Origin of the sequence: Micromonospora sp. NBC_00421 (assembly GCF_036017915.1) — a bacterium.
Lineage (GTDB): Bacteria > Actinomycetota > Actinomycetes > Mycobacteriales > Micromonosporaceae > Micromonospora.
Map to the genome: position 1 here is coordinate 5,678,789 of NZ_CP107929.1, position 18,357 is coordinate 5,697,145.

General features: G+C 72.3%; 18 protein-coding genes. 6 read left to right on the forward strand and 12 right to left on the reverse strand.

Annotated features, from left to right (window positions below):
* Nucleotides 1-49: 49 nt before the first annotated feature.
* A complete protein-coding gene (locus tag OHQ87_RS24210; RefSeq protein ID WP_328341439.1) occupies nucleotides 50-478 on the reverse strand; it encodes a DUF3151 domain-containing protein in 429 nt (142 codons plus the stop codon).
* Nucleotides 479-787: 309 nt separating this feature from the next.
* Between OHQ87_RS24210 and OHQ87_RS24215 the strand changes: the two genes are divergently transcribed.
* Nucleotides 788-1,993, forward strand: coding sequence for an LOG family protein (locus OHQ87_RS24215; RefSeq protein WP_328341441.1), 1,206 nt, complete (start codon nucleotides 788-790; stop codon nucleotides 1,991-1,993).
* 76 nt (nucleotides 1,994-2,069) lie between these two features.
* On the opposite strand, the gene fbaA is transcribed toward OHQ87_RS24215, so the two are convergent.
* Nucleotides 2,070-3,092, reverse strand: a complete 1,023-nt coding sequence (fbaA, locus tag OHQ87_RS24220; protein WP_328341443.1) for a class II fructose-bisphosphate aldolase — start codon at nucleotides 3,090-3,092, stop codon at nucleotides 2,070-2,072.
* Nucleotides 3,093-3,236: 144 nt separating this feature from the next.
* On the reverse strand, nucleotides 3,237-3,620 hold the full coding sequence (locus OHQ87_RS24225) for a phage holin family protein (RefSeq protein ID WP_328341445.1): 384 nt from the start codon (nucleotides 3,618-3,620) through the stop codon (nucleotides 3,237-3,239).
* Nucleotides 3,621-3,745: 125 nt separating this feature from the next.
* Between OHQ87_RS24225 and OHQ87_RS24230 the strand changes: the two genes are divergently transcribed.
* The 5 genes from OHQ87_RS24230 to OHQ87_RS24250 all read left to right on the forward strand — a co-directional run bounded on the left by OHQ87_RS24230 (nucleotide 3,746) and on the right by OHQ87_RS24250 (nucleotide 10,777).
* Entirely contained in the window at nucleotides 3,746-3,958 is a 213-nt protein-coding gene (locus tag OHQ87_RS24230; protein WP_328341447.1) for a hypothetical protein, read from the forward strand.
* A gap of 90 nt (nucleotides 3,959-4,048) precedes the next feature.
* Complete coding sequence (locus OHQ87_RS24235; RefSeq protein WP_328341449.1) at nucleotides 4,049-5,593, forward strand: LPXTG cell wall anchor domain-containing protein; 1,545 nt, start codon at nucleotides 4,049-4,051, stop codon at nucleotides 5,591-5,593.
* 109 nt (nucleotides 5,594-5,702) lie between these two features.
* On the forward strand, nucleotides 5,703-7,157 hold the full coding sequence (locus OHQ87_RS24240) for a 3' terminal RNA ribose 2'-O-methyltransferase Hen1 (protein ID WP_328341451.1): 1,455 nt from the start codon (nucleotides 5,703-5,705) through the stop codon (nucleotides 7,155-7,157).
* Complete coding sequence (locus tag OHQ87_RS24245) at nucleotides 7,154-9,667, forward strand: polynucleotide kinase-phosphatase (RefSeq protein WP_328341453.1); 2,514 nt, start codon at nucleotides 7,154-7,156, stop codon at nucleotides 9,665-9,667. Before OHQ87_RS24240 ends, OHQ87_RS24245 begins: the two co-directional genes overlap by 4 nt.
* A gap of 258 nt (nucleotides 9,668-9,925) precedes the next feature.
* Nucleotides 9,926-10,777, forward strand: coding sequence for a DedA family protein (locus tag OHQ87_RS24250; RefSeq protein WP_328348978.1), 852 nt, complete (start codon nucleotides 9,926-9,928; stop codon nucleotides 10,775-10,777).
* A 179-nt stretch (nucleotides 10,778-10,956) separates the two neighbouring features.
* On the opposite strand, the gene OHQ87_RS24255 is transcribed toward OHQ87_RS24250, so the two are convergent.
* From OHQ87_RS24255 to OHQ87_RS24295, 9 genes are all read right to left on the reverse strand, one after another.
* A complete protein-coding gene (locus OHQ87_RS24255; protein WP_007454255.1) occupies nucleotides 10,957-11,334 on the reverse strand; it encodes an ArsR/SmtB family transcription factor in 378 nt (125 codons plus the stop codon).
* 57 nt (nucleotides 11,335-11,391) lie between these two features.
* A complete protein-coding gene (gene pyrE, locus OHQ87_RS24260) occupies nucleotides 11,392-11,931 on the reverse strand; it encodes an orotate phosphoribosyltransferase (protein ID WP_328341455.1) in 540 nt (179 codons plus the stop codon).
* Between the two features lie 167 nt (nucleotides 11,932-12,098).
* Nucleotides 12,099-12,908 (reverse strand): SDR family NAD(P)-dependent oxidoreductase, encoded by an 810-nt coding sequence (locus OHQ87_RS24265; protein WP_328341457.1) that lies wholly within the window; start codon nucleotides 12,906-12,908, stop codon nucleotides 12,099-12,101.
* Nucleotides 12,905-13,489, reverse strand: a complete 585-nt coding sequence (locus tag OHQ87_RS24270) for a hypothetical protein (RefSeq protein WP_328341459.1) — start codon at nucleotides 13,487-13,489, stop codon at nucleotides 12,905-12,907. The genes OHQ87_RS24265 and OHQ87_RS24270 overlap by 4 nt, the downstream gene beginning before the upstream one ends.
* 73 nt (nucleotides 13,490-13,562) lie before the next feature.
* A complete protein-coding gene (locus OHQ87_RS24275; RefSeq protein ID WP_328341461.1) occupies nucleotides 13,563-14,411 on the reverse strand; it encodes a hypothetical protein in 849 nt (282 codons plus the stop codon).
* A gap of 153 nt (nucleotides 14,412-14,564) precedes the next feature.
* Nucleotides 14,565-15,548 carry a hypothetical protein gene (locus OHQ87_RS24280; RefSeq protein WP_328348979.1) on the reverse strand — a complete coding sequence of 328 codons (984 nt, stop codon included), beginning with the start codon at nucleotides 15,546-15,548 and terminating at the stop codon, nucleotides 14,565-14,567.
* A 34-nt stretch (nucleotides 15,549-15,582) separates the two neighbouring features.
* Nucleotides 15,583-17,175 (reverse strand): polyamine aminopropyltransferase, encoded by a 1,593-nt coding sequence (locus OHQ87_RS24285; protein ID WP_328341463.1) that lies wholly within the window; start codon nucleotides 17,173-17,175, stop codon nucleotides 15,583-15,585.
* The gene (locus tag OHQ87_RS24290) at nucleotides 17,172-17,867 is read right to left on the reverse strand and encodes a hypothetical protein (RefSeq protein ID WP_442930854.1); all 696 of its coding nucleotides are present in this window, start codon (nucleotides 17,865-17,867) and stop codon (nucleotides 17,172-17,174) included. Before OHQ87_RS24290 ends, OHQ87_RS24285 begins: the two co-directional genes overlap by 4 nt.
* A 53-nt stretch (nucleotides 17,868-17,920) precedes the next feature.
* The gene (locus OHQ87_RS24295) at nucleotides 17,921-18,343 is read right to left on the reverse strand and encodes a DUF350 domain-containing protein (protein WP_328341467.1); all 423 of its coding nucleotides are present in this window, start codon (nucleotides 18,341-18,343) and stop codon (nucleotides 17,921-17,923) included.
* Between the last annotated feature and the right edge of the window lie 14 nt (nucleotides 18,344-18,357).

The following is an 18,357-nucleotide window of genomic DNA, read 5'->3' on the forward strand; positions in this document are numbered from 1 at the left end:
ACCGGCCCGCCCCGGACGACTTCGGGGCGGGCCGGTGACGACCGGCAGGTCAGGCGCTGGCGAGAGCGTCTCCGGCCGCCGGGTCGCAGTCGCGGAGGAACTGGGCGCACCGGGCGGCCTCGTCCGCCTCGCCGATCTCACCGGCGGCCCGGGACAGCACGTACAGGCAGCGGAGGAAGCCCTCGTTCGGGGTGTGCGACCACGGGACCGGGCCGTGCCCCTTCCAGCCGCTGCGCCGCAGCTGGTCCAGGCCACGGTGGTAGCCGGTGCGGGCGTACGCGTACGCGGCGATCACCTGGCCGCTGTCCAGGGCTCGGGTGGCCAGCGCCGCCCAGGCCGCGCTGTGGGTGGGAAAGCGGGCCGCGACCTCGGCGTACGCCTCGTCGGTGCCCTTGTCCGCGGCGGCGGCCAGAGCGGCGTCCGCCTCTTCGTGGACGGGCAGGAGGGTGGCCGGAGGCTCAGGCAACAGGTTCTGCATCGCCCCATTCAACCCGCTTCGCCCTGCGCCGCGCGAGGGGGTCGGGTGCATACGGTGGCTGAACGGTGGAGGTCTACGTCACGCCCGGGACCCTGTCGGGTGAACCCTCGGCCCCACCGGGTGAACCCTCGGCCGACCGTACCGGCCCTGCGGCCCATGCCGCCCGAAGATGTTTTCCACTACAACTATTGGTCCGGAGCCTCCCCAGGAACCGGTTACGCAGGAGCCCGGTGACCTCGGTCGCCGGGCTCCTGTCGTCGGTGCCCCGGCCGCCGCGCGGCGGTGGCGGGGTGGGGGCAGGATGACGGGGTGCCGACCCCACCTCCCGCGGACGTCATCGCGCCGCACGACACCAGTCATGACGAGATCGAGACCCGGGCCGAGTTCGACAGGCACCTGGTCGCCGGCAGCCTCGCCGGGTTGACCGTGCAGGGGCTCCGCCTCGACCTCGATCCGGTCCCCGACCTGACCGCCACCGAGGTGGCGGGCACCCTCTTCGTGGGTTGCCGGTTCGCCGGCCGGGAGGTCGGGGCCGACCTGGTCCGGCGCGGGGCGAACGTCGTGCCGCCCTTCTCCGGCCTGCCGTACCCGACCCAGCCGGCCCACCTCTACACCCCGGCCGACCTGGCCGAGGGGTTCGCCGACGCCGGCTTCGCCGGGATGTACGACACCCGGGTCTACCAGCACTTCCGCGCCCACGGCGGGGCCCTGCCCGACGTGAAGGAGGCGCTCGGCCAGCGGCTGCACGACCACGGGGTGGACAACGCCCTGGCCGACGCGACCCGGACCTGGCTGTCCACCCACGGGCCGCAGTCGGTGGTGGGGGTGATGGGCGGGCACGCGGTGCCGCGCGGCAGCGTGCCGTACCGGATGGCGGCGGTGCTGGGCTGGGAGCTGGCACGGGCCGACCGACTGGTGGTGACAGGTGGCGGCCCCGGGGTGATGGAGGCGGCCAACCTGGGGGCGTTCCTGGCGGCCTGGCCGGCGCGGGAGCTGGACACCGCGATCGACCTGCTGGCGGCGGCCCCCGACTTCACCGACCACGACCGGTACACGGCCACCGCGCTGGCGGTCCGCGAGCGCTACGCCGCCGCCGTGCCGCAGCAGCGCGGCCCCGGCCTGGACTGGGCCCGCTCCGGCGGGCTGGCCATCCCCACCTGGCTGTACGGCCACGAGCCGGCGAACCTGTTCGCCGGTCGGATCGCCAAGTACTTCTCGAACGCCATCCGGGAGGACACCATCCTGCGGCTGGCCCGGGGCGGGATCGTCTTCGCCCCCGGCCGGGCCGGCACCGTGCAGGAGGTGTTCCAGGCGGCGACGAAGACGTACTACGGCACGGACGGGGCGAGCGGGGCGTACGTCTTCCTGGACCGGGCGTACTGGACCCGGGAGCTGCCGATCGAGTCGTTGCTGCGGCCGCTGTTCGCCGGGTCGCCGGCCGGTGACCTGTCCGCCAGCATCCACCTCACCGACGACGTCCACGAGGCCGTCCGGGTGCTCACCGCGACCGCCTGACGCCCGTCCCGGCCACCGCCGTGACGCCGACGGCCGGCCCCCGTGCGGGGGCCGGCCGTCGGCGGGCTACGAAAGGTCACTTCATCCGGGTGCCGGTGGAGCGCAGGTGCTCGCACGCCTCGGCGACCCGGGCGGCCAGACCGGCCTCGGCCAGCTTGCCCCAGGTACGCGGGTCGTACTGCTTCTTGTTGCCGACCTCGCCGTCGATCTTGAGTACGCCGTCGTAGTTGCGGAGCATGTGGTCCGCGACCGGCCGGGTGAAGGCGTACTGGGTGTCGGTGTCGATGTTCATCTTCACCACGCCGTAGTCGAGCGCCTCCCGGATCTCCTCCAGCAGCGAGCCGGAGCCGCCGTGGAAGACCAGGCTGAGCGGCTTGTCCTTGCCGTACTTGGCGCCGACCGCCTCCTGGATCTGGTTGAGGATCTCCGGGCGGAGCTTGACGTTGCCCGGCTTGTAGACGCCGTGCACGTTGCCGAAGGTCAGCGCCGCCATGTAGCGGCCCTTCTCGCCCAGGCCCAGCGCCTCGACCATGGCCAGGCCGTCCTCGACGGTGGTGTAGAGCTTGTCGTTGATGGCGTTCTCGACGCCGTCCTCCTCGCCACCGACGACGCCGACCTCGATCTCCAGGACGATCTTGCCCTTGGCGGCCTCGTCGAGGAGCTGGGCGGCGATCTCCAGGTTCTCCGCCACCGGCACGGCCGAGCCGTCCCACATGTGCGACTGGAACAGCGGCTCCTGGCCGTTGCGCACCCGCTCCTGGGAGATGGCCATCAGCGGCCGGACGAACCCGTCCAGCTTGTCCTTCGGGCAGTGGTCGGTGTGCAGCGCGACGTTGACCGGGTACTTCTTGGCCACCTCGTGCGCGTACGCGGCGAACGCCACCGCACCGGTCACCATGTCCTTGACGGACGGGCCGGACAGGTACTCGGCACCACCGGTGGAGACCTGGATGATGCCGTCGCTCTCCGCGTCGGCGAAGCCCTTCAGCGCAGCGTTCAGGGTCTGCGACGAGGTCACGTTGATCGCGGGGTACGCGTACCGGCCGGCCTTGGCCCGGTCCAGCATCTCCGCGTAAGCCTCGGGGGAAGCGATGGGCATGTGAAAAGCTCCTTAGTTACCGCTCTCGGCCGCGCTGGCCGCTGACTTCCATCGGTGCGCCGGACCGCGCTGTCCACCGTCGGCAGTATCCCGCAGGAGGCGACGGCGGGCACCACCGCCCCGGCGACCGTCCACCCGTCGGCCTCACCGGATCTCCCGACGGTCCGGCACGGCGATGCTGATCAACCAGGTCACCACGGCCATCACGATGGCCCCCCAGAAGGCGGCCCAGAAACCGTCCACCCGGAACGGCAGGTCGAGGGCGCGGGCGAGCCGGTCGGTCAGCAGGAACAGCAACGCGTTCACCACCAGCGCGAACAACCCGAGGGTGAGCAGGTAGAACACGCACCCGACCACCTTGATCACCGGCTTGAGGACCGCGTTGACGACACCGAAGATCAGCGCCACCACGAGCAGGGTGAGGGCGGTGTTCGCGCCGTTGCGGCCGGTGACGTCGACCCCGGGCACGATCAGCGTGGTGACCCACAGCGCGATCGCCGTGATCACCAACCGGATCAGGAAACCCACCGACCCATCCTGACACCGGCCGGCGTTCCCGGTGGGACGTTCCCGCGTTCCCGCGCCCACCGGGCGACCTCCCCCACCAGGCCGTACGGTGGGGTGGACAGGCCACCGGAAACCAGGGAGGGACGATGGGTCAGCCCGACGAGGACTTCACCCCGAGCGACCACCTCGACCCGGAGGAGCGCGACCCGGAGGCCGAGCCGGCCGACGCGGTCGAGCAGGCCGCCGTGATCGGCCCGGACGAGACCGACGCCGAGCCGCACCGGGGCCTGGAGGTCGCCGACTGGGACGCGATGGAGCAGGCCCGGGTGGTCACCGCCGACGAGGACGACTATCGCTGAGGGAGGGGCACGCCGATCACTCAGCAGAGTGACCCAAAAACCGTGAGGTACCTCTAAGCTGCGTGGGCCCACCCCCACTGGGAGGACCCCATGATCGAGCGTTCGCATCGGCGCTGGCTGGCCTGGATCGGCGTCGCAGGCGTGTTCCTCACCGGCACCGCCACCCCGGCCCTCGCCGCGCCCACGGTCGAGATCCGGCCCTATTTCCAGGACACCACCCTCGCGCCCCGCTCCCCGGGCGTCTCCCGCGTCCTGATCCTGTACGCCGACCGACCGACCGCGCTCTCCGACGTCTCCGTGCGGTACGACTACCGCTCTCTCGCCGGCAAGATCACCGTCGCCGCCGAGCGGGCCATGGACTGCACGGCCCCGGAGCCGGGCGTCCTGGTCTGCAAGGAGCCCGACGGCATCGACATCACCGAGGGACTACCCGGCAGCGGGATCTACCGGAGCGGCACCGAACCGGTACGCATCACCGCCACCGACGAGGCGATGGTAGGCGACTCGGGCGACGTCAAGGTCGACCTCCTCGTGGCCGGCCAGCGACGGGGCAGTTACACCTCCCGGATCCGCGTCGGTGAGGGCGTCGACCTGGCCGGCGGCCCGGACACCAGCCACTCCACCCCGCCCGGCGGGAAGGTCGCAGTGCCACTGGTCGTGGCGAACGTCGGCGACAAGGCCGTGGCGGGCTTCGCGGCTGTCTTCGACCTCCCCTACGCCGTCCTGGCCCCGGGCCGGTTCAGCAACTGCCTCTACAACGATGATCGCCTGTTCTCCTGCCAGTTCGACGAGGAGATCCCGGCGGGCGGGCGGCTCGCGACCACGTTGGACCTCCGGCTCGGCAAGGACACCTATGCGCCGAGCACCCAGTCCGCCTCGGCCTACTTCATGACCAGGGCCGACTTCGAGGACCTGTACCGGGTGCAGAAGGAGGCCGGTGCCCGGGCGGCCATCCCCGGCAGCGGCCCGAGACTGGCCCTGACCGACGCCTCGACGCAGTCGCGGCACGCCGACCAGACCGACGTCGGTCCGGGCAACAACTACACCTCGTGGTCCATCAAGATCACCGGCAGGAACGGCACCGACCTCGTGGCGGTCGGCGACACGGTGCAGGGCGGGGCCGGCGCCGTCGTCACGGCGACCGTCGGCTTCCGGAACAACGGCCCGGCCACGCTCGACAGGGTGAACGGCGACTACGAGGCCGCCACCCACACGGTCGTCGAACTGCCACCGGGCACCACCGCCACCGAGGTCCCGGACAACTGCGGGTTGCGGCGGGGCACCCGCACCTACCAGTGCAGCTCGGGCATGCTCCTGCTGAACGGCAAGAGCTACACCATGGACTTCCGGCTACGCATCGACAGGGTCGTCCCGAACGCCCGGGGGGCCGTACACGTCAACGCACCGTGCGAGTGCCCGGGCAGCGTTGGCTTCGCCGATGACCTCAGGCCGGCCAACGACCGGGCCTGGCTCACGGTCAACCCGGCCAGCGGCCAGGGTGCCGGTGACGACGGTGGCCTGCCGGTCACCGGCGTGCCGACCTCCCTGTTCGCCGCTCTCGGTGCGCTGCTGCTCGTGGTCGGTGGCGGCGGCTACCTGATGTCCAGGCACCGACGGACCCGCTTCGTCGCCTGACCGGCCTGCCCCGCCGGGCCCGCAGCGGGCTCGGCGGGGCCCGCGTCGTGGGCCACGGCGGGACGTAAACGGGACGACGGAGGATCGACGGCCCTGGCACCCTGGGGCCGTGCTACTCACCCTCACCACGACGCACCGGCCCGCCACCGACCTCGGATACCTGCTGGTCAAGCATCCCGACCGGCTCCACTCCTTCGAGTTGCCGGTCGGCGCGGCGCACGTGTTCTATCCCGAGGCCGACGAGCAGCACTGCACAGCCGCCCTGCTGGTCGACGTCGACCCGCTGCGGCTGACCGGCGAGGGCCGGGGCAGGGGCCGCGCCCCGGAGAGCTTCAGCCTCGGCCAGTACGTCAACGACCGGCCGTACGCCGCGTCGAGCCTGCTCTCCTCCGCGCTGGCCAAGGTGTTCCGCTCGGCCCTGCGCGGCGAGTCCCGGGACCGGCCGGAGCTGGCCGCCGCGCCGATCCCGCTCCAGCTGCGGGTGCCGGTGCTGCGCTGCCGGGGCGGTGCCGACCTGGCCGCCCGGATGTTCGCCCCGCTGGGCTGGGCGGTGACGGCCGCCCCGATTCCACTCGACGACACGCACCCGCAGTGGGGCGACAGCCGCTACGTCGATCTGACCCTCACCGGCACGGTACGGCTCGCCGACGCCCTCAACCACCTGTACGTGCTGCTGCCGGTCCTCGACGACGCGAAGCACTACTGGGTCGCCCCGGACGAGATCGACAAGCTGCTCCGAGCGGGTGCCGGCTGGCTCGCCGACCACCCGGAGCGGGCCGTCATCGTCCGCCGCTACCTGGCCCACCAACGAGCCCTGGCCGGGGAGGCCATGGCTCGCCTCGCCGCGCAGCAGCTGGCCGACGAGCCACCCGCCGACAGCGTTACCGAAGCCGAACGCGAACAGGCCCCTCGCCAGCCGTCGCTGGCGCTGCGCCGCCGGGAGGCGGTGCTCGCCGCGCTCACGGCCAGCGGGGCGACCCGGGTGTTGGACCTCGGCTGCGGACCCGGTGCGCTGCTGTCCGCCCTGATCGGCGACCGGCGCTACACGGAGATCGTCGGCACCGACGTGTCCACCCAGGCGCTGACGCTCGCAGCCCGTCGACTGCGGCTGGACCGGCTGCCGGATCGGCAACGGGACCGGGTCCGATTGTGGCAGTCCGCCCTGACGTATCGGGACGACCGGCTACGCGGGTACGACGCGGGGGTCCTGATGGAGGTGATCGAGCATGTCGACCCGCCACGCCTACCGGCGCTGGAGGATGCCGTATTCGGCCACGCCCGGCCCGCCACCGTCGTGGTGACCACACCGAACGCCGAGCACAACGTCCGCTACGAAGGGCTGGGAGCGGGCCGGTTCCGGCACCCCGACCACCGTTTCGAATGGACCCGGGTCGAGTTCGCCGACTGGGTCGACCGGGTCGCGGCGGCGTACGGCTATGTGGCCGAGATCCGGGGCGTCGGTGACGACGACCCCGAGGTGGGCCCACCCACCCAGCTTGCCGTGTTCCGCACCGTGGGGACGGGAACGACCGTCGGGACGGGCACCCGGGAGGTAGCCCGATGACCATCCTCGACATTCCCGAACTCGCCCTGGTGGCGCTGGTCGGCGTCTCCGGGTCGGGCAAGTCCACCTTCGCCGCCCGGCACTTCGCGCCCAGCCAGGTGCTCGCCTCGGACGCGTTCCGGGCGATGGTCGCCGACGACGAGAACGACCAGTCCGCCTCGGCCGACGCGTTCGGGGCACTGCACCACGTGGCGGGGGTCCGGCTGCGGCGGGGCCGGCTCACCGTGGTCGACGCGACGAACCTCCAGCCGCACGCCCGCGCCGGTCTGGTCAAGGTGGCCCGCGAGCACGACGTGCTGCCGGTGGCGATCGTGCTGGCCGTGCCGGAGACGCTGGCCTGGGAGCGGACCCAGGCCCGCGCCGACCGGACGCACGGCCGGCAGGTGCTGGCCCGGATGCAGCGCGACCTGCGCCGGTCGTACGGGCAGTTGGACCGGGAGGGGTTCCGCAAGGTGCACGTGCTGCGCGGGGTCGAGGAGATCGACGCGGCGCAGGTTCGCCTCGACAGGCTCCACAACGACCGGCGGGAGCTGACCGGGCCGTTCGACATCGTCGGTGACGTACACGGTTGCCGCCAGGAGCTGGAGTCGCTGCTGACGCGGCTGGGTTACCTGCTGCACCGCGACGACGCGGGTCGCCCGGTGGACGCGGCGCACCCGGCTGGTCGTACCGCCGTCTTCGTGGGTGACCTGGTGGACCGCGGCCCGGACTCCCCCGGCGTGCTGCGCCTGGTGATGGGCATGGTGGCGGCCGGGCACGCGATCTGCGTGCCGGGCAACCACGAGCACAAGTTGCTGCGCAAGCTGCGTGGTCAGGACGTCAAGCTCACCCACGGCCTGGCCGAGACGATGGCGCAGCTCGACGCCGAGGACCCGGCGTTCGTGACCGGGGCGGCGACCTTCATCGACGGCCTGGTCAGCCACTTCGTGCTGGACGGCGGCCGGCTGGTGGTGGCACACGCCGGGCTGAAGGAGGCCTACCACGGCCGCGCGTCGGGCCGGGTCCGCTCGTTCGCGCTCTGGGGCGAGACCACCGGCGAGACCGACGAGTACGGCCTGCCGGTGCGCTACCCGTGGGCACGCGACTACCGGGGCTCGGCAATGGTCGTCTACGGGCACACCCCGACCCCGGTGCCGGAGTGGGTGAACAACACCATCTGCGTCGACACCGGTTGCGTCTTCGGCGGGCAGCTCACCGCGCTGCGCTACCCGGAGAAGGAGCTGGTCTCGGTCGCCGCCCAGCGGGAGTGGTACGCCCCGGCCCGGCCTCTGGTCAGCCCGCCGGCCCGCCCGGACACCGTGCTCGACCTGGCCGACGTGACCGGGCGTCGGCACCTGGAACACGCCTACGGGACGCTGACCGTGCCGGCGGAGAACGCCGCCGCCGCGCTGGAGGTGATGAGCCGGTTCGCGGTGGACCCGGGCCGGCTGGTCTGGTTGCCGCCGACGATGGCACCCTGCTCGACGTCGACGGTGGAGGGGTTCCTGGAGCACCCGACGCAGGCGTTCGACGACTACCGGGCGGCCGGTGTGGAGCGGGTGGTGTGCGAGGAGAAGCACATGGGTTCCCGGGCGGTGGTGCTCGTCGAGCAGGAACCCGGCGCGTTCGGCGGCGGGGTGGTGCACACCCGTACCGGCCGGCCGTTCTTCGGGTCGCCGCTGGACGGCGAGCTGCTGGACCGGGTCCGGGCGGCGGTCGGCACGGCCGGCCTGTGGGACGAGCTGGGCACCGACCGGCTGCTGCTGGACTGTGAGCTGCTGCCCTGGTCGGCGAAGGCGGGTGGGCTGATCCGCGAGCAGTACGCCAGCGTCGGCGCGGCCGGGCGGGCGGCGTTGCCGGCGGCGCTCGCCGCGCTGGACGCGGCGGCGGCCCGGGGGCTGCCGGTGGACGCGCTGCGGGACCGGATGACGGCCCGCCGGGCGGAGGTCGAGGGCTACTCGGCGGCCTACCGGGCGTACGTGGCACCCACCGAGGGGTTGCGCGGGGTGACGCTGGCGCCGTTCGCGGTGCTGGCCGGGGCGAAGGTGACCTTCACCGACCGGGAACACGGCTGGCACCTGGCGCTGGCCGACCGGCTCTGCGCGGCCGACCCGGAGTTCTTCACCCCGACCCGACGGCAGGTGGTGGAGCTGGCCGACGCGGCAGCGGTGGCGGCGGCCACCGACTGGTGGCTGGCGCTGACCGGGGACGGCGGCGAGGGGATGGTGGTCAAGCCGTACGCCGGCCCGGCGGCCCGGTCGGCACGGGGCTCGCTGCTCCAGCCGGGCATCAAGTGCCGGGGCCGGGAGTACCTGCGGATCATCTACGGCCCCGGGTACACCGAACCCGCCCAGCTCACCGCGCTGCGTCGCCGCTCGTTGGGGCGCAAGCGGGGCCTGGCGCTGCGCGAGCACGCGCTCGGCCTGGCCGCCCTGGACGCGTACGCCGCCGATGTCCCGCTGTGGCGGCGGCACGAGCTGGTCTTCGCCATCCTCGCCTGCGAGTCGGAGCCGGTCGACCCCCGGCTCTGACGGTCGGCGACACCCACTGCGTCCACACGGCACGGCAGACCGTGGCCGTTGCGGTGGAGTCGCCAATCGTTCGGCCCATTCGGCTCGCTGCCCGCCGTAGCGGGGCGGTGACCGCCCGAGTTTGTTCCGTACGCTACGCCACGACTGCCTCCACGTCCGGGGGGTGAGATCCCGGCCGAAGGGACGAGTGCCGCGACCGGCCCCTTCGCGGGCTCGGTATGGTGTGTGGCCGTGGACACAGGTGAGAAGACCCGGATGATGACCGAGACGGTCGCGCTGAATCCGCTCGACCCTAAGGATCTGCTCCAGACCTTCGGTCTGGTCGGCGTGTGGGTGATCCTCTTCGCCGAGACCGGGCTGCTGGTGGGGTTCTTCTTCCCCGGTGACTCGCTGCTCTTCCTGGCCGGGGTCGCCGCCTCGCCGGTGGCCGACGCGATCTTCGGCAGCGGCACCCGGCTCTCCCTGGTCGGACTGCTGATCGGTGGGCCGCTCTGCGCGATCGCCGGCGCCCAGCTCGGGCACTGGCTCGGTGCCCGCTACGGCCGGCGGATGTTCGAGCGCCCCAACTCCCGGCTCTTCAAGAAGGAGTACGTGGAGAAGGCGGAGTTCTACTTCCAGAAGTTCGGCCCGGCCAAGGCCGTGGTGCTGGCCCGGTTCATCCCGATCGTGCGGACGTTCCTCAACCCGGTGGCGGGTGCGCTCGGGATGCCGGCGAAGCAGTTCTTCCTCTGGAACGTCGTCGGCGCGATCCTCTGGGTGGACGGCATCCTGCTGATCGGCTACCTGCTCGCCGACCAGATCTACAACGCCATCGGCGACAAGATCGACAGGTACATCCTGCCGGTGGTCGCGCTGATCATCCTGATCTCGGTGCTGCCGATCTTCTTCGAGTTCCTCCGCGACCGGAAGGCGCGTCGGCGCGGTGAGGCAGTCGCCGTGGTCGCCGCCGCGAGCGCGGTGGGGGCGGTGGAGGCCGTCCGGGACACCGTCGAGCACCACCACCACGACCAGCCCCGGCAGCCGCACGACCAGCAGTTCCCACCGCAGACCTACGGTCAGTCCCCGCCGCAGGACGGTGGGCGGTACCCGGAGCACGGTCAGGGCCGCTGACCGGCGGACGACGAACGGCCGGTCCTCGGGGAGAGGACCGGCCGTACGCGTACACGTACGCCACCGCGGGCACGGTGGTGGATCAGCGAACTGACCGGTGACGGACAACCGTCACCACCCGATGACGCCACCCCTGGTACGCCATCGGACGTCGCCCCTGGCCGGGACGACGGGTGCAGTCAGCGGGCCTTCTTGGTGGCCCGCTTGCGCGGCGGCGTGAGGAGGTCGGCGATCGTGGCGATCGCCGACGGCACCAGCCGGTAGTAGGCCCACACACCACGCTTCTCCCGCTCCAGCAAGCCGGCCTCGGTGAGGATGCGGAGGTGGTGGCTGACCGTCGGCTGCGAGAGGCCGAGCGGCGCGGTGAGGTCACACACGCACGCTTCGCCCTCGGGCGCCGACTGGATCAGGCTGAGCAGCCGCAGCCGGGCGGGGTCGGCAAGGGCCTTGAGGACCCCCGCCAGCCGCTCGGCGTCGGCACGTTCGATCGGCTCGCCGGCAAGCGGCGAGATCTGAGGCATGGTCATTTCAGCCAACGCAGTTCCCACGTATTCCATCCTTCCACCAGCAGCATCGATCCGCCTGCATATCAGCAGATCCGAATCGGCAAATTTTCACGCCACAAGGCCGAGGTCAGCCAACGTATAGGCCGCCCGATACGGCAGTCCGGCGGCTCGTACCACGTCGCCGGCGCCGCGATCGACGACAACCGCCACGCCCACGACCTCCGCCCCGGCCTCGCGTAGTGCTTCGACGGCCGTCAACACACTGCCGCCCGTCGTCGAGGTGTCCTCCACCGCCAGTACCCGCCGGCCGGCCACCTCAGGACCCTCGATCCGCCGTTGGAGACCATGCGCCTTGCCGGCCTTGCGGACGACGAAGGCGTCCAGGGGGCGGTCGGTCTCCGCGGCGGCGTGCAACATCGAGATGCCGATCGGATCGGCACCCAGGGTCAACCCACCGACCGCGTCGTAATTCCAGTCGGCGGTCAGCTCGCGCATCACCCGACCCACCAGGGGAGCGGCCCGGTGATGGAGAGTCACGCGACGCAGATCGACGTACCACTCCGCCTCCCGCCCCGAGGAGAGCACGACCCGGCCATGGACCACAGCCAGGTCAGTGATGAATTTACGCAGGTCGTCGTGGTCCCCCATGGCGATAGAGGGTACTGCGCAAGTCTGTGCGTCGTGTGTGCGCCCCACCCGGATCGACCACACGAGCGACCGATGACTGGCGATGGACCGCTACGCTGCGCGACCGCACCGGCAGAGTTGTGGTTCGATGTCAGGCCGTCCGGGCACGGTCCGGCACCGACGAACAGTCATCCCCCGGTCGGATCGACCCGTCCCCGCCGGTCCCGGAACGCACCGCGCAACAGCCGTCGCGGTATGTGCCGCAGGCTCGCCACGGCCAGCTTGTACTTCCAGTCGGGAACGCTTACGGTCTTGCCTTTCCGCAGGTCACGTAGGGCCTCGGCGACCACGTCGTCGGCCCGCAGCCAGATCCACCCCGGCATGCCGGACATGTCGATGCCGGTGCGTTCGTGATAGCCGGTACGGGTGTAGCCGGGGCAGAGCGCCATCACGTGCACGCCCGACGCGCGTACCGATTCCCCGATCGACTCGCTGAAACTGGTGACCCAGGCCTTGCTGGCCGGATAGGTGGAGCCCGGCATCACCGGGCCGAACCCGGCGACCGAAGAGACATTTATCACTGTCCCATCGCCGCGGCTGGTCATGGGTCCGAGGGCCGCAAGAGTAAGCCGCATCACCGCGTGCACATTCAGCCGGAGCAATCGGGTCTCGTCCGCGACGGTGGAGCGCAGAAACGGCCGGCTGAGGCTGGTTCCCGCATTGTTGACCAGCAGGTGCACCGGGTCGCCGGTGGCGAGCCGCCGTTCCACCCGGGCACTACCGTCGTCGGTGGACAGATCGGCCGCAAGGGTCTCCACCCGGTTGCCGTACCGGCCGGTCAGCTCGGCGGCGGTCGCGTCGAGCCGGGCGGCGTCCCGGGCCACCAGGATCAGCTCCCAGCCCTCGGCGGCGAGGTGCCGGGCGAACGACTCGCCGATCCCGGCGGTGGCACCGGTGATCAACGCGGCGCGGCCCGCAGCCGTTCGGTCGGCGGTCACTGTTGCTCCTCAGCTCTGCGGCGGGCGAACCAGGCGTTCGCCGGCGGCAGGGCCAGCAGCGCGGCCACCACCAGGTAGCCGAGGGCCTGGCCCGCCGAGACCCCCGCGTTCGCCGGGACCCACCAGGACGGGTAGGCGTCGCCGAGGGTGCCGAACAGGTCGGCCACGCCCCGGTCACCGACGCCCAGCCGCAGCGGCCTGGCCCGCTGACCGACAAGTGTGACAAGTGCGCACCCACCGGCGAGCAGGCCCAGCCCGCAGACCACCCAGACGCCGATCCTGGCCGCCCGCCGTCGGGCGAGCAGCCCACCGGCCAGGCCGACCAGCAGCAACCCCACCAGCACCGTCAACATCGCCGCGCCGATCGTGCCGAGCCTCAGCAGCCGGACCACGCCGTCGATGTCGCCCGGGTCGGCGGCGGTGCCGGTGGCGGCGGCCCGGAACCTGTCGATCGTGCCGCCCAGGGCGAGCAGGGTGGTCACGGCGTAGACCCCGGCGACGAGCGCCATCAGCCCGAGCAGCGCCGCCGCCGTGGTGACGGCGACCGGCCGGCGAACCGGCACCTGATCCGGGTACGACACGACGATTCCCTCCGGTAGGCGTCGGTGAGCAACCTACTCGGAGGGAATCGTCGATGTCGCCGTTACGCGCCCGTCAACTGCCGGCGGGGCGCTGCGGGTCGTCCGGTCCGCTGCCTCCGGCGGGCCGGTCCGGCTCCCCACCCGACGGCGGCTGCCAGGACGAGCCGTCGGACGGCTGCGGCTGGTCCGGCACGCCAGGGGTGGACGCCGACGACGGACCGGGCTGACCCGGGGCCGACGACTGGCCGGGGGCACCGGCCTGCGGGTAGCCGGGCGTGGCCGGGTAACCCGGGGTCGCCGGGTAACCCGGGGCGGCCGGGTAGGCGGCACCGGGAACCGGCGGCTCCCAACCACCCGTCTTGGGCTTGCGGAAGAACTCGTTGGACTTCGGCAGGGCGAGCAGGATAAGCGCCGCCAGCAGGGCGAGCAGGCTGAGCACGCCGAGCAGGGTGCTCACCGGGTTGTACCAGGAGGGCAGCACGGCGTTCATGCTGCGCTCCAACTCCTCGGCGCTCGGCGCGTCGCCGGAGGTGGAGCCGGCGGAACCGCTGAAGCCCGCGGCACCGTTGACCAGTCCGCCGCCGACGCAGCAGACCATGATGCCGCCGACCACCCAGGTGGCGATCCGGCTGCCGTTCTTGCCCCGGTTGTTGAAGATCGCCAGGACGACGAGGGCGATCGCGATCAGCAGCAGGACCGCGGACGCGCCGACGGCGAAGACCACCACGGCGGTGCCGAGCCCCTCGACCTCGCTCGCGGTCCCCTGGAACGCGTCCTCGAACGCCTGGCGGAGCTTGCCGCTGATCGACAGGGTGAGGATCAACCCGATCAGTTGGAGCGCCGCGAACAACATCAGCAGATAGCTGGAGAGTGTCACCAGACCCGGGCGGGTCCGGGCGGGCGTGCTGTGGGAATCGACCATGATTCTCCTTCCTAGATCACCGCACCACGGTAACGTCCGCAGTCCCGTCGCACCGGGTACGACGGAGCCGTACCCGATGATCGACCTGCCGAATCATCACCGCGCCGGGCACCGGTCCGCGACCGAACCGGATCAGTCCGCCTGCTCGCCCGGTCACGACTCGCGGACCAGTCGACGGTGTTCGGCGGTCACCACGGCGAGCAGGAGCAGGTCCACCGCGAGCCCGGTCACCGCGTCGAACTGGTTGACCGTGAAGTTGAAGATCTGCCCGAACAGCAGGTCGACCAGGAGGGCCAGCTTGAACAGCCGGAACGCGGCCCGCCGGTCGTGCCGGAGCAGGAACGCCGCGCGGATGCTCAGCACGGCGGCGACCAGCGCCGAGGCGGACACCCCGAGCACCGCGCCCCACTCCCCGGCCTGGTCCAGCTCGCCAGCCACCCCCTCGGTCACCACCCCGACCACCGTCGCCACCGGCTCGACGACCAGGTAGGCCACCACCAGCAGGACCACCCAGCGCTGGGCGGTCAGCCGGATCAGCGCGGCCCGCAGTCGGGCCACCCAGGGCTGCCAGAACCGCTGCGGCGGCGGTTCCCGGCGCGGCACCACGTCGAGCAACGCGGACACCGCCGACTCGACCTCCGGGCCGGCACCCCGGACCAGCCGCAGGGTGGCGATCCGCCGCCGGTCGGTGAGCCCCCGGCCGACCCCGCCGACGATCACGTCCAACGCGTTCGCCACCCGTTCCCCCGGGGTCAGGCGCAGCCGGTCGCGCAGCGCCTGGGTGATCACCACCAGCAGGGCGAAGACGGCGTAGATGATCCCGGCGGCCGGTCGGTAGAAGTAGTTGGTGCCGGCGGTGACGAACTTGCCGACCTCGTCGATGAAGAGCCCGAAGCCGACCCCGGCGAGCACCGCGCCGGTCATCCGGGCGGCCCCGCCCAGGAAGACCAGCGCCACACCCAGGCCGACGGTCATCAGCAGACCACCCCAGAGCACGTGCGCGATGTGCAGACCACCGCCGCCGAGCTGCGGGTAGCCGGTGGCGCGCAGGAAGGCCCGGGTGACCAGCACCGTCGCCACCCCGGACAGCACGAATGCCTGGAGGTACGCCGCCGCGTCCACCGCACGCGGTGGCAGCCGGCGGCGCGACGACGGTGACACCTGTCCGAGGCTAGTAGCCGCGCCACTCACTGCGGGCGTAGTCGAGCACCCTGGGCCGCAACAGGGTGGAGGCGGGCACGTCGAGGCGGGCCCGGTCGGCGGGGAAGGCCGCCGCCGCCCGCAGCACCGCCGGGTCGAGGAACCGCAGCCGGGGCGGGTCGGCCGGCAGCTCCAGCACCGGCGGGGTGCCGCCCGGCGCGGCGAGCACGAACCCCCAGTCGCCGAACGACGGCACGTCGACGTGGTAAGGCACGGTGGCGAAGCCGGCCTCGCGTACCGACGCCTCGATCGACCAGTACGACCTGGGCGCGAAGTACGGCGACCCGGACTGCACCACCAGCCGGCCGCCCTCGGCGAGCACCGAGCGGATCAGCGCGTAGAACTCGACTGTGTAGAGCTTGGCGGTGGCCGTCTCGTCCGGGTCGGGCAGGTCGGCGACGACCACGTCGAAGCGTTCGGCGGCGGTACGCAGCCAGCCGAACGCGTCGGTGTTGAGCACCCGTACCCGGGGGTCGTCGAGGGAGCCGCCGTTGAGCGCCCGCAACTGCGGCTCGGAGCGGGCCAGCGCCACCACCGCCGGGTCGAGGTCGACCACTGTCACCCGGCGCACGTCCGGGTAACGCAGGATCTCGCGGACCGCGAGCCCGTCGCCGGCACCGAGGACCAGCACCTCACCGCGCGGGCCGCGCATCGCCGGATGGACGAGCGCCTCGTGGTAGCGGTACTCGTCGATCGAGCTGAACTGGAGGTCGCCGTTGAGGAACAGCCGCAGGTCGGTGTCGGGGTGGCCGACCTCGCGCACCGACCGGGTCAGCACGATCTCCTGGTAGCGGGAGCGTTCGGCGTGCACCACCGGGTCCCGGTAGAGCTGCTGGCGGCTGGTCACCTCGAAGTCGGCGGCGGTGACCCAGGCGTACCCGAGGCAGAGGGCGACCACGACGGAGCCGGCGCCCAGCACGAGCCGGGCCCGCCGGCTCAGCTCGGCGCGGAACACCGTGCAGACCAGGGCCAGGCCGGCGACCGCGTTCACCGCGCCGACCACCAACGCGCCCTTGAGCTGGCCGAAGACCGGGATCAGCAGGAACGGGAAGGCGAGCCCACCGAGTAGTGCGCCGACGTAGTCGGCGGCGAACAGGTCGGCGACCGCGCTGCCGGCGGCCTGCTCGCGGATGCGTTGCAGCATCACCATCAGCAACGGGATCTCCGCGCCGATCAGCAGGCCCAGCACGAAGGCCGTGCCGACCAGCGCCGGGCCGTACAGGTCGAGCCAGGCGAAGGCGGCGTATAGGCCGAGCACCGACAGGCCGCCGAGCAGGGCGAGGGTCAGCTCGATCACCGCGAACGCGGCGGCGGCCCGGGGCTGCAACGGCTTGGCGACCAGCGCGCCGACCCCCATCGCGAAGACCATCACGCCGAGCACGATCGACGCCTGCCCGACCGTGTCACCGATCAGGTAGCTGCCGAGCGCGACAAGCGCCAGCTCGTACACCAGGCCGCAGGCGGCGCAGACGAAGACCGCGACCAGCACCGCCGCGCGGGCGAGCCGCCAGCGCGGCCGGGCGGCCGGGCCGCCGTCGGCCGGCACCGATGTCCCGGCGGTCACGGCTTGCCCCAGGTACGCCCGGCCGGGGCCGGGGCCCGCCGCCGGCTCCGCTGCACGAACCCGACGGTGATCAGCAGCACGGCGACCAGCAGCAGGCCGGCGGCGGTGAGCAGCAGACCCCACCGGTCCCGCCAGAAGTCGCTGCCGGCCTCCGGCAGCGGAGCCACCGCGGCACCGGGATCGACGGTCGGGGTGGCGGCCGGTGGTGCGACGCCGGCCTCGGCCACCAGCAGCGGCAACGCCACAGCGGCCCGGCAGACCGCCCAGCCCGGGTCGTCGACGAACACGTCGTCGTTCAGGCCGAACCTGGTCAGCCCGGCCTGCACCGAGGCCAGGTCGGCGGCGGCGATGTCGGGCGAGCCGACCACTGTGACGTACGCCGAGTCGCTGCTCTCGCTGCTCTCCGCGGTGTAGGTGATCCGGGCACGGGCCTCGACCCAGCGCGGGCAGCGGGCGTCCTCGCTCACCGGCACCCCGTCGCCGAGATTGGAGCCGACACTGACCGCCGAGTCGTACGACTCCTCCAGCCGCCAGCCGTAGCAGATGCCCTGGCTGGCGGTGGCCTGGGCGAGCAACGGCACGGTGTCGGCGCGTTCGTCAACCGCCGGGGCGGGGACGGCGGTGCCACCGGAGTCCTGGTTGAAGAGGCTGCTTCCCACGCAGCACAGCGCCAGGCCGAGGACGATCCACACCACCCAGGCGCCCGTGTTCTGTTTCGGCTTCGCCGGCTGTTGCGCCGTGGTCATCAGCTGATGGCGGCGGCGATGACCGCGCCGGTGGCGAGGTGCACCACCGCCGACACCCAGACCGCCGGGTGCGGCTGCGGGTCGACCAGCAGCTCGCCCAGCTTGCCCGGGGTCAACGCGTCGAGCAGCACGAACGCCAACGCCATGATGACCAGCCCGACGATCCCGTACGCGGCGGCACCGACCAGGCCGAGGAGGAAGTCGTCCTCGCTGGCGGCGATCGCGGCGACCACGATGGTGCCGACGCCGGCCAGGTTCGAGGCCAGCAGCAGCGCCGCGTTCCGGTTGCGTTCGATCCAGATCTGCTCGTGGAGCTTGCCCGGGGTGGCCACGTCGACAAGCACGTAGCCGACGGCCATCAGGACGACGCCGACCACCCCGTAGGCGAGGGTGACCAGCAGATCGGTGACCAGGTTCTGCACAGGTGCTCCAGGGT

Coding starts and splice junctions, on each gene's coding strand:
- pyrE (WP_328341455.1), bottom strand. CDS start 11,931: ATGGGGGACCACGACGACCTGCGTAAATTCATCACTGACCTGGCTGTG.
- OHQ87_RS24230 (WP_328341447.1), top strand. CDS start 3,746: ATGGGTCAGCCCGACGAGGACTTCACCCCGAGCGACCACCTCGACCCG.
- OHQ87_RS24250 (WP_328348978.1), top strand. CDS start 9,926: ATGACCGAGACGGTCGCGCTGAATCCGCTCGACCCTAAGGATCTGCTC.
- OHQ87_RS24275 (WP_328341461.1), bottom strand. CDS start 14,411: ATGGTCGATTCCCACAGCACGCCCGCCCGGACCCGCCCGGGTCTGGTG.
- OHQ87_RS24255 (WP_007454255.1), bottom strand. CDS start 11,334: ATGGAATACGTGGGAACTGCGTTGGCTGAAATGACCATGCCTCAGATC.
- OHQ87_RS24245 (WP_328341453.1), top strand. CDS start 7,154: ATGACCATCCTCGACATTCCCGAACTCGCCCTGGTGGCGCTGGTCGGC.
- OHQ87_RS24210 (WP_328341439.1), bottom strand. CDS start 478: ATGCAGAACCTGTTGCCTGAGCCTCCGGCCACCCTCCTGCCCGTCCAC.
- OHQ87_RS24235 (WP_328341449.1), top strand. CDS start 4,049: ATGATCGAGCGTTCGCATCGGCGCTGGCTGGCCTGGATCGGCGTCGCA.
- fbaA (WP_328341443.1), bottom strand. CDS start 3,092: ATGCCCATCGCTTCCCCCGAGGCTTACGCGGAGATGCTGGACCGGGCC.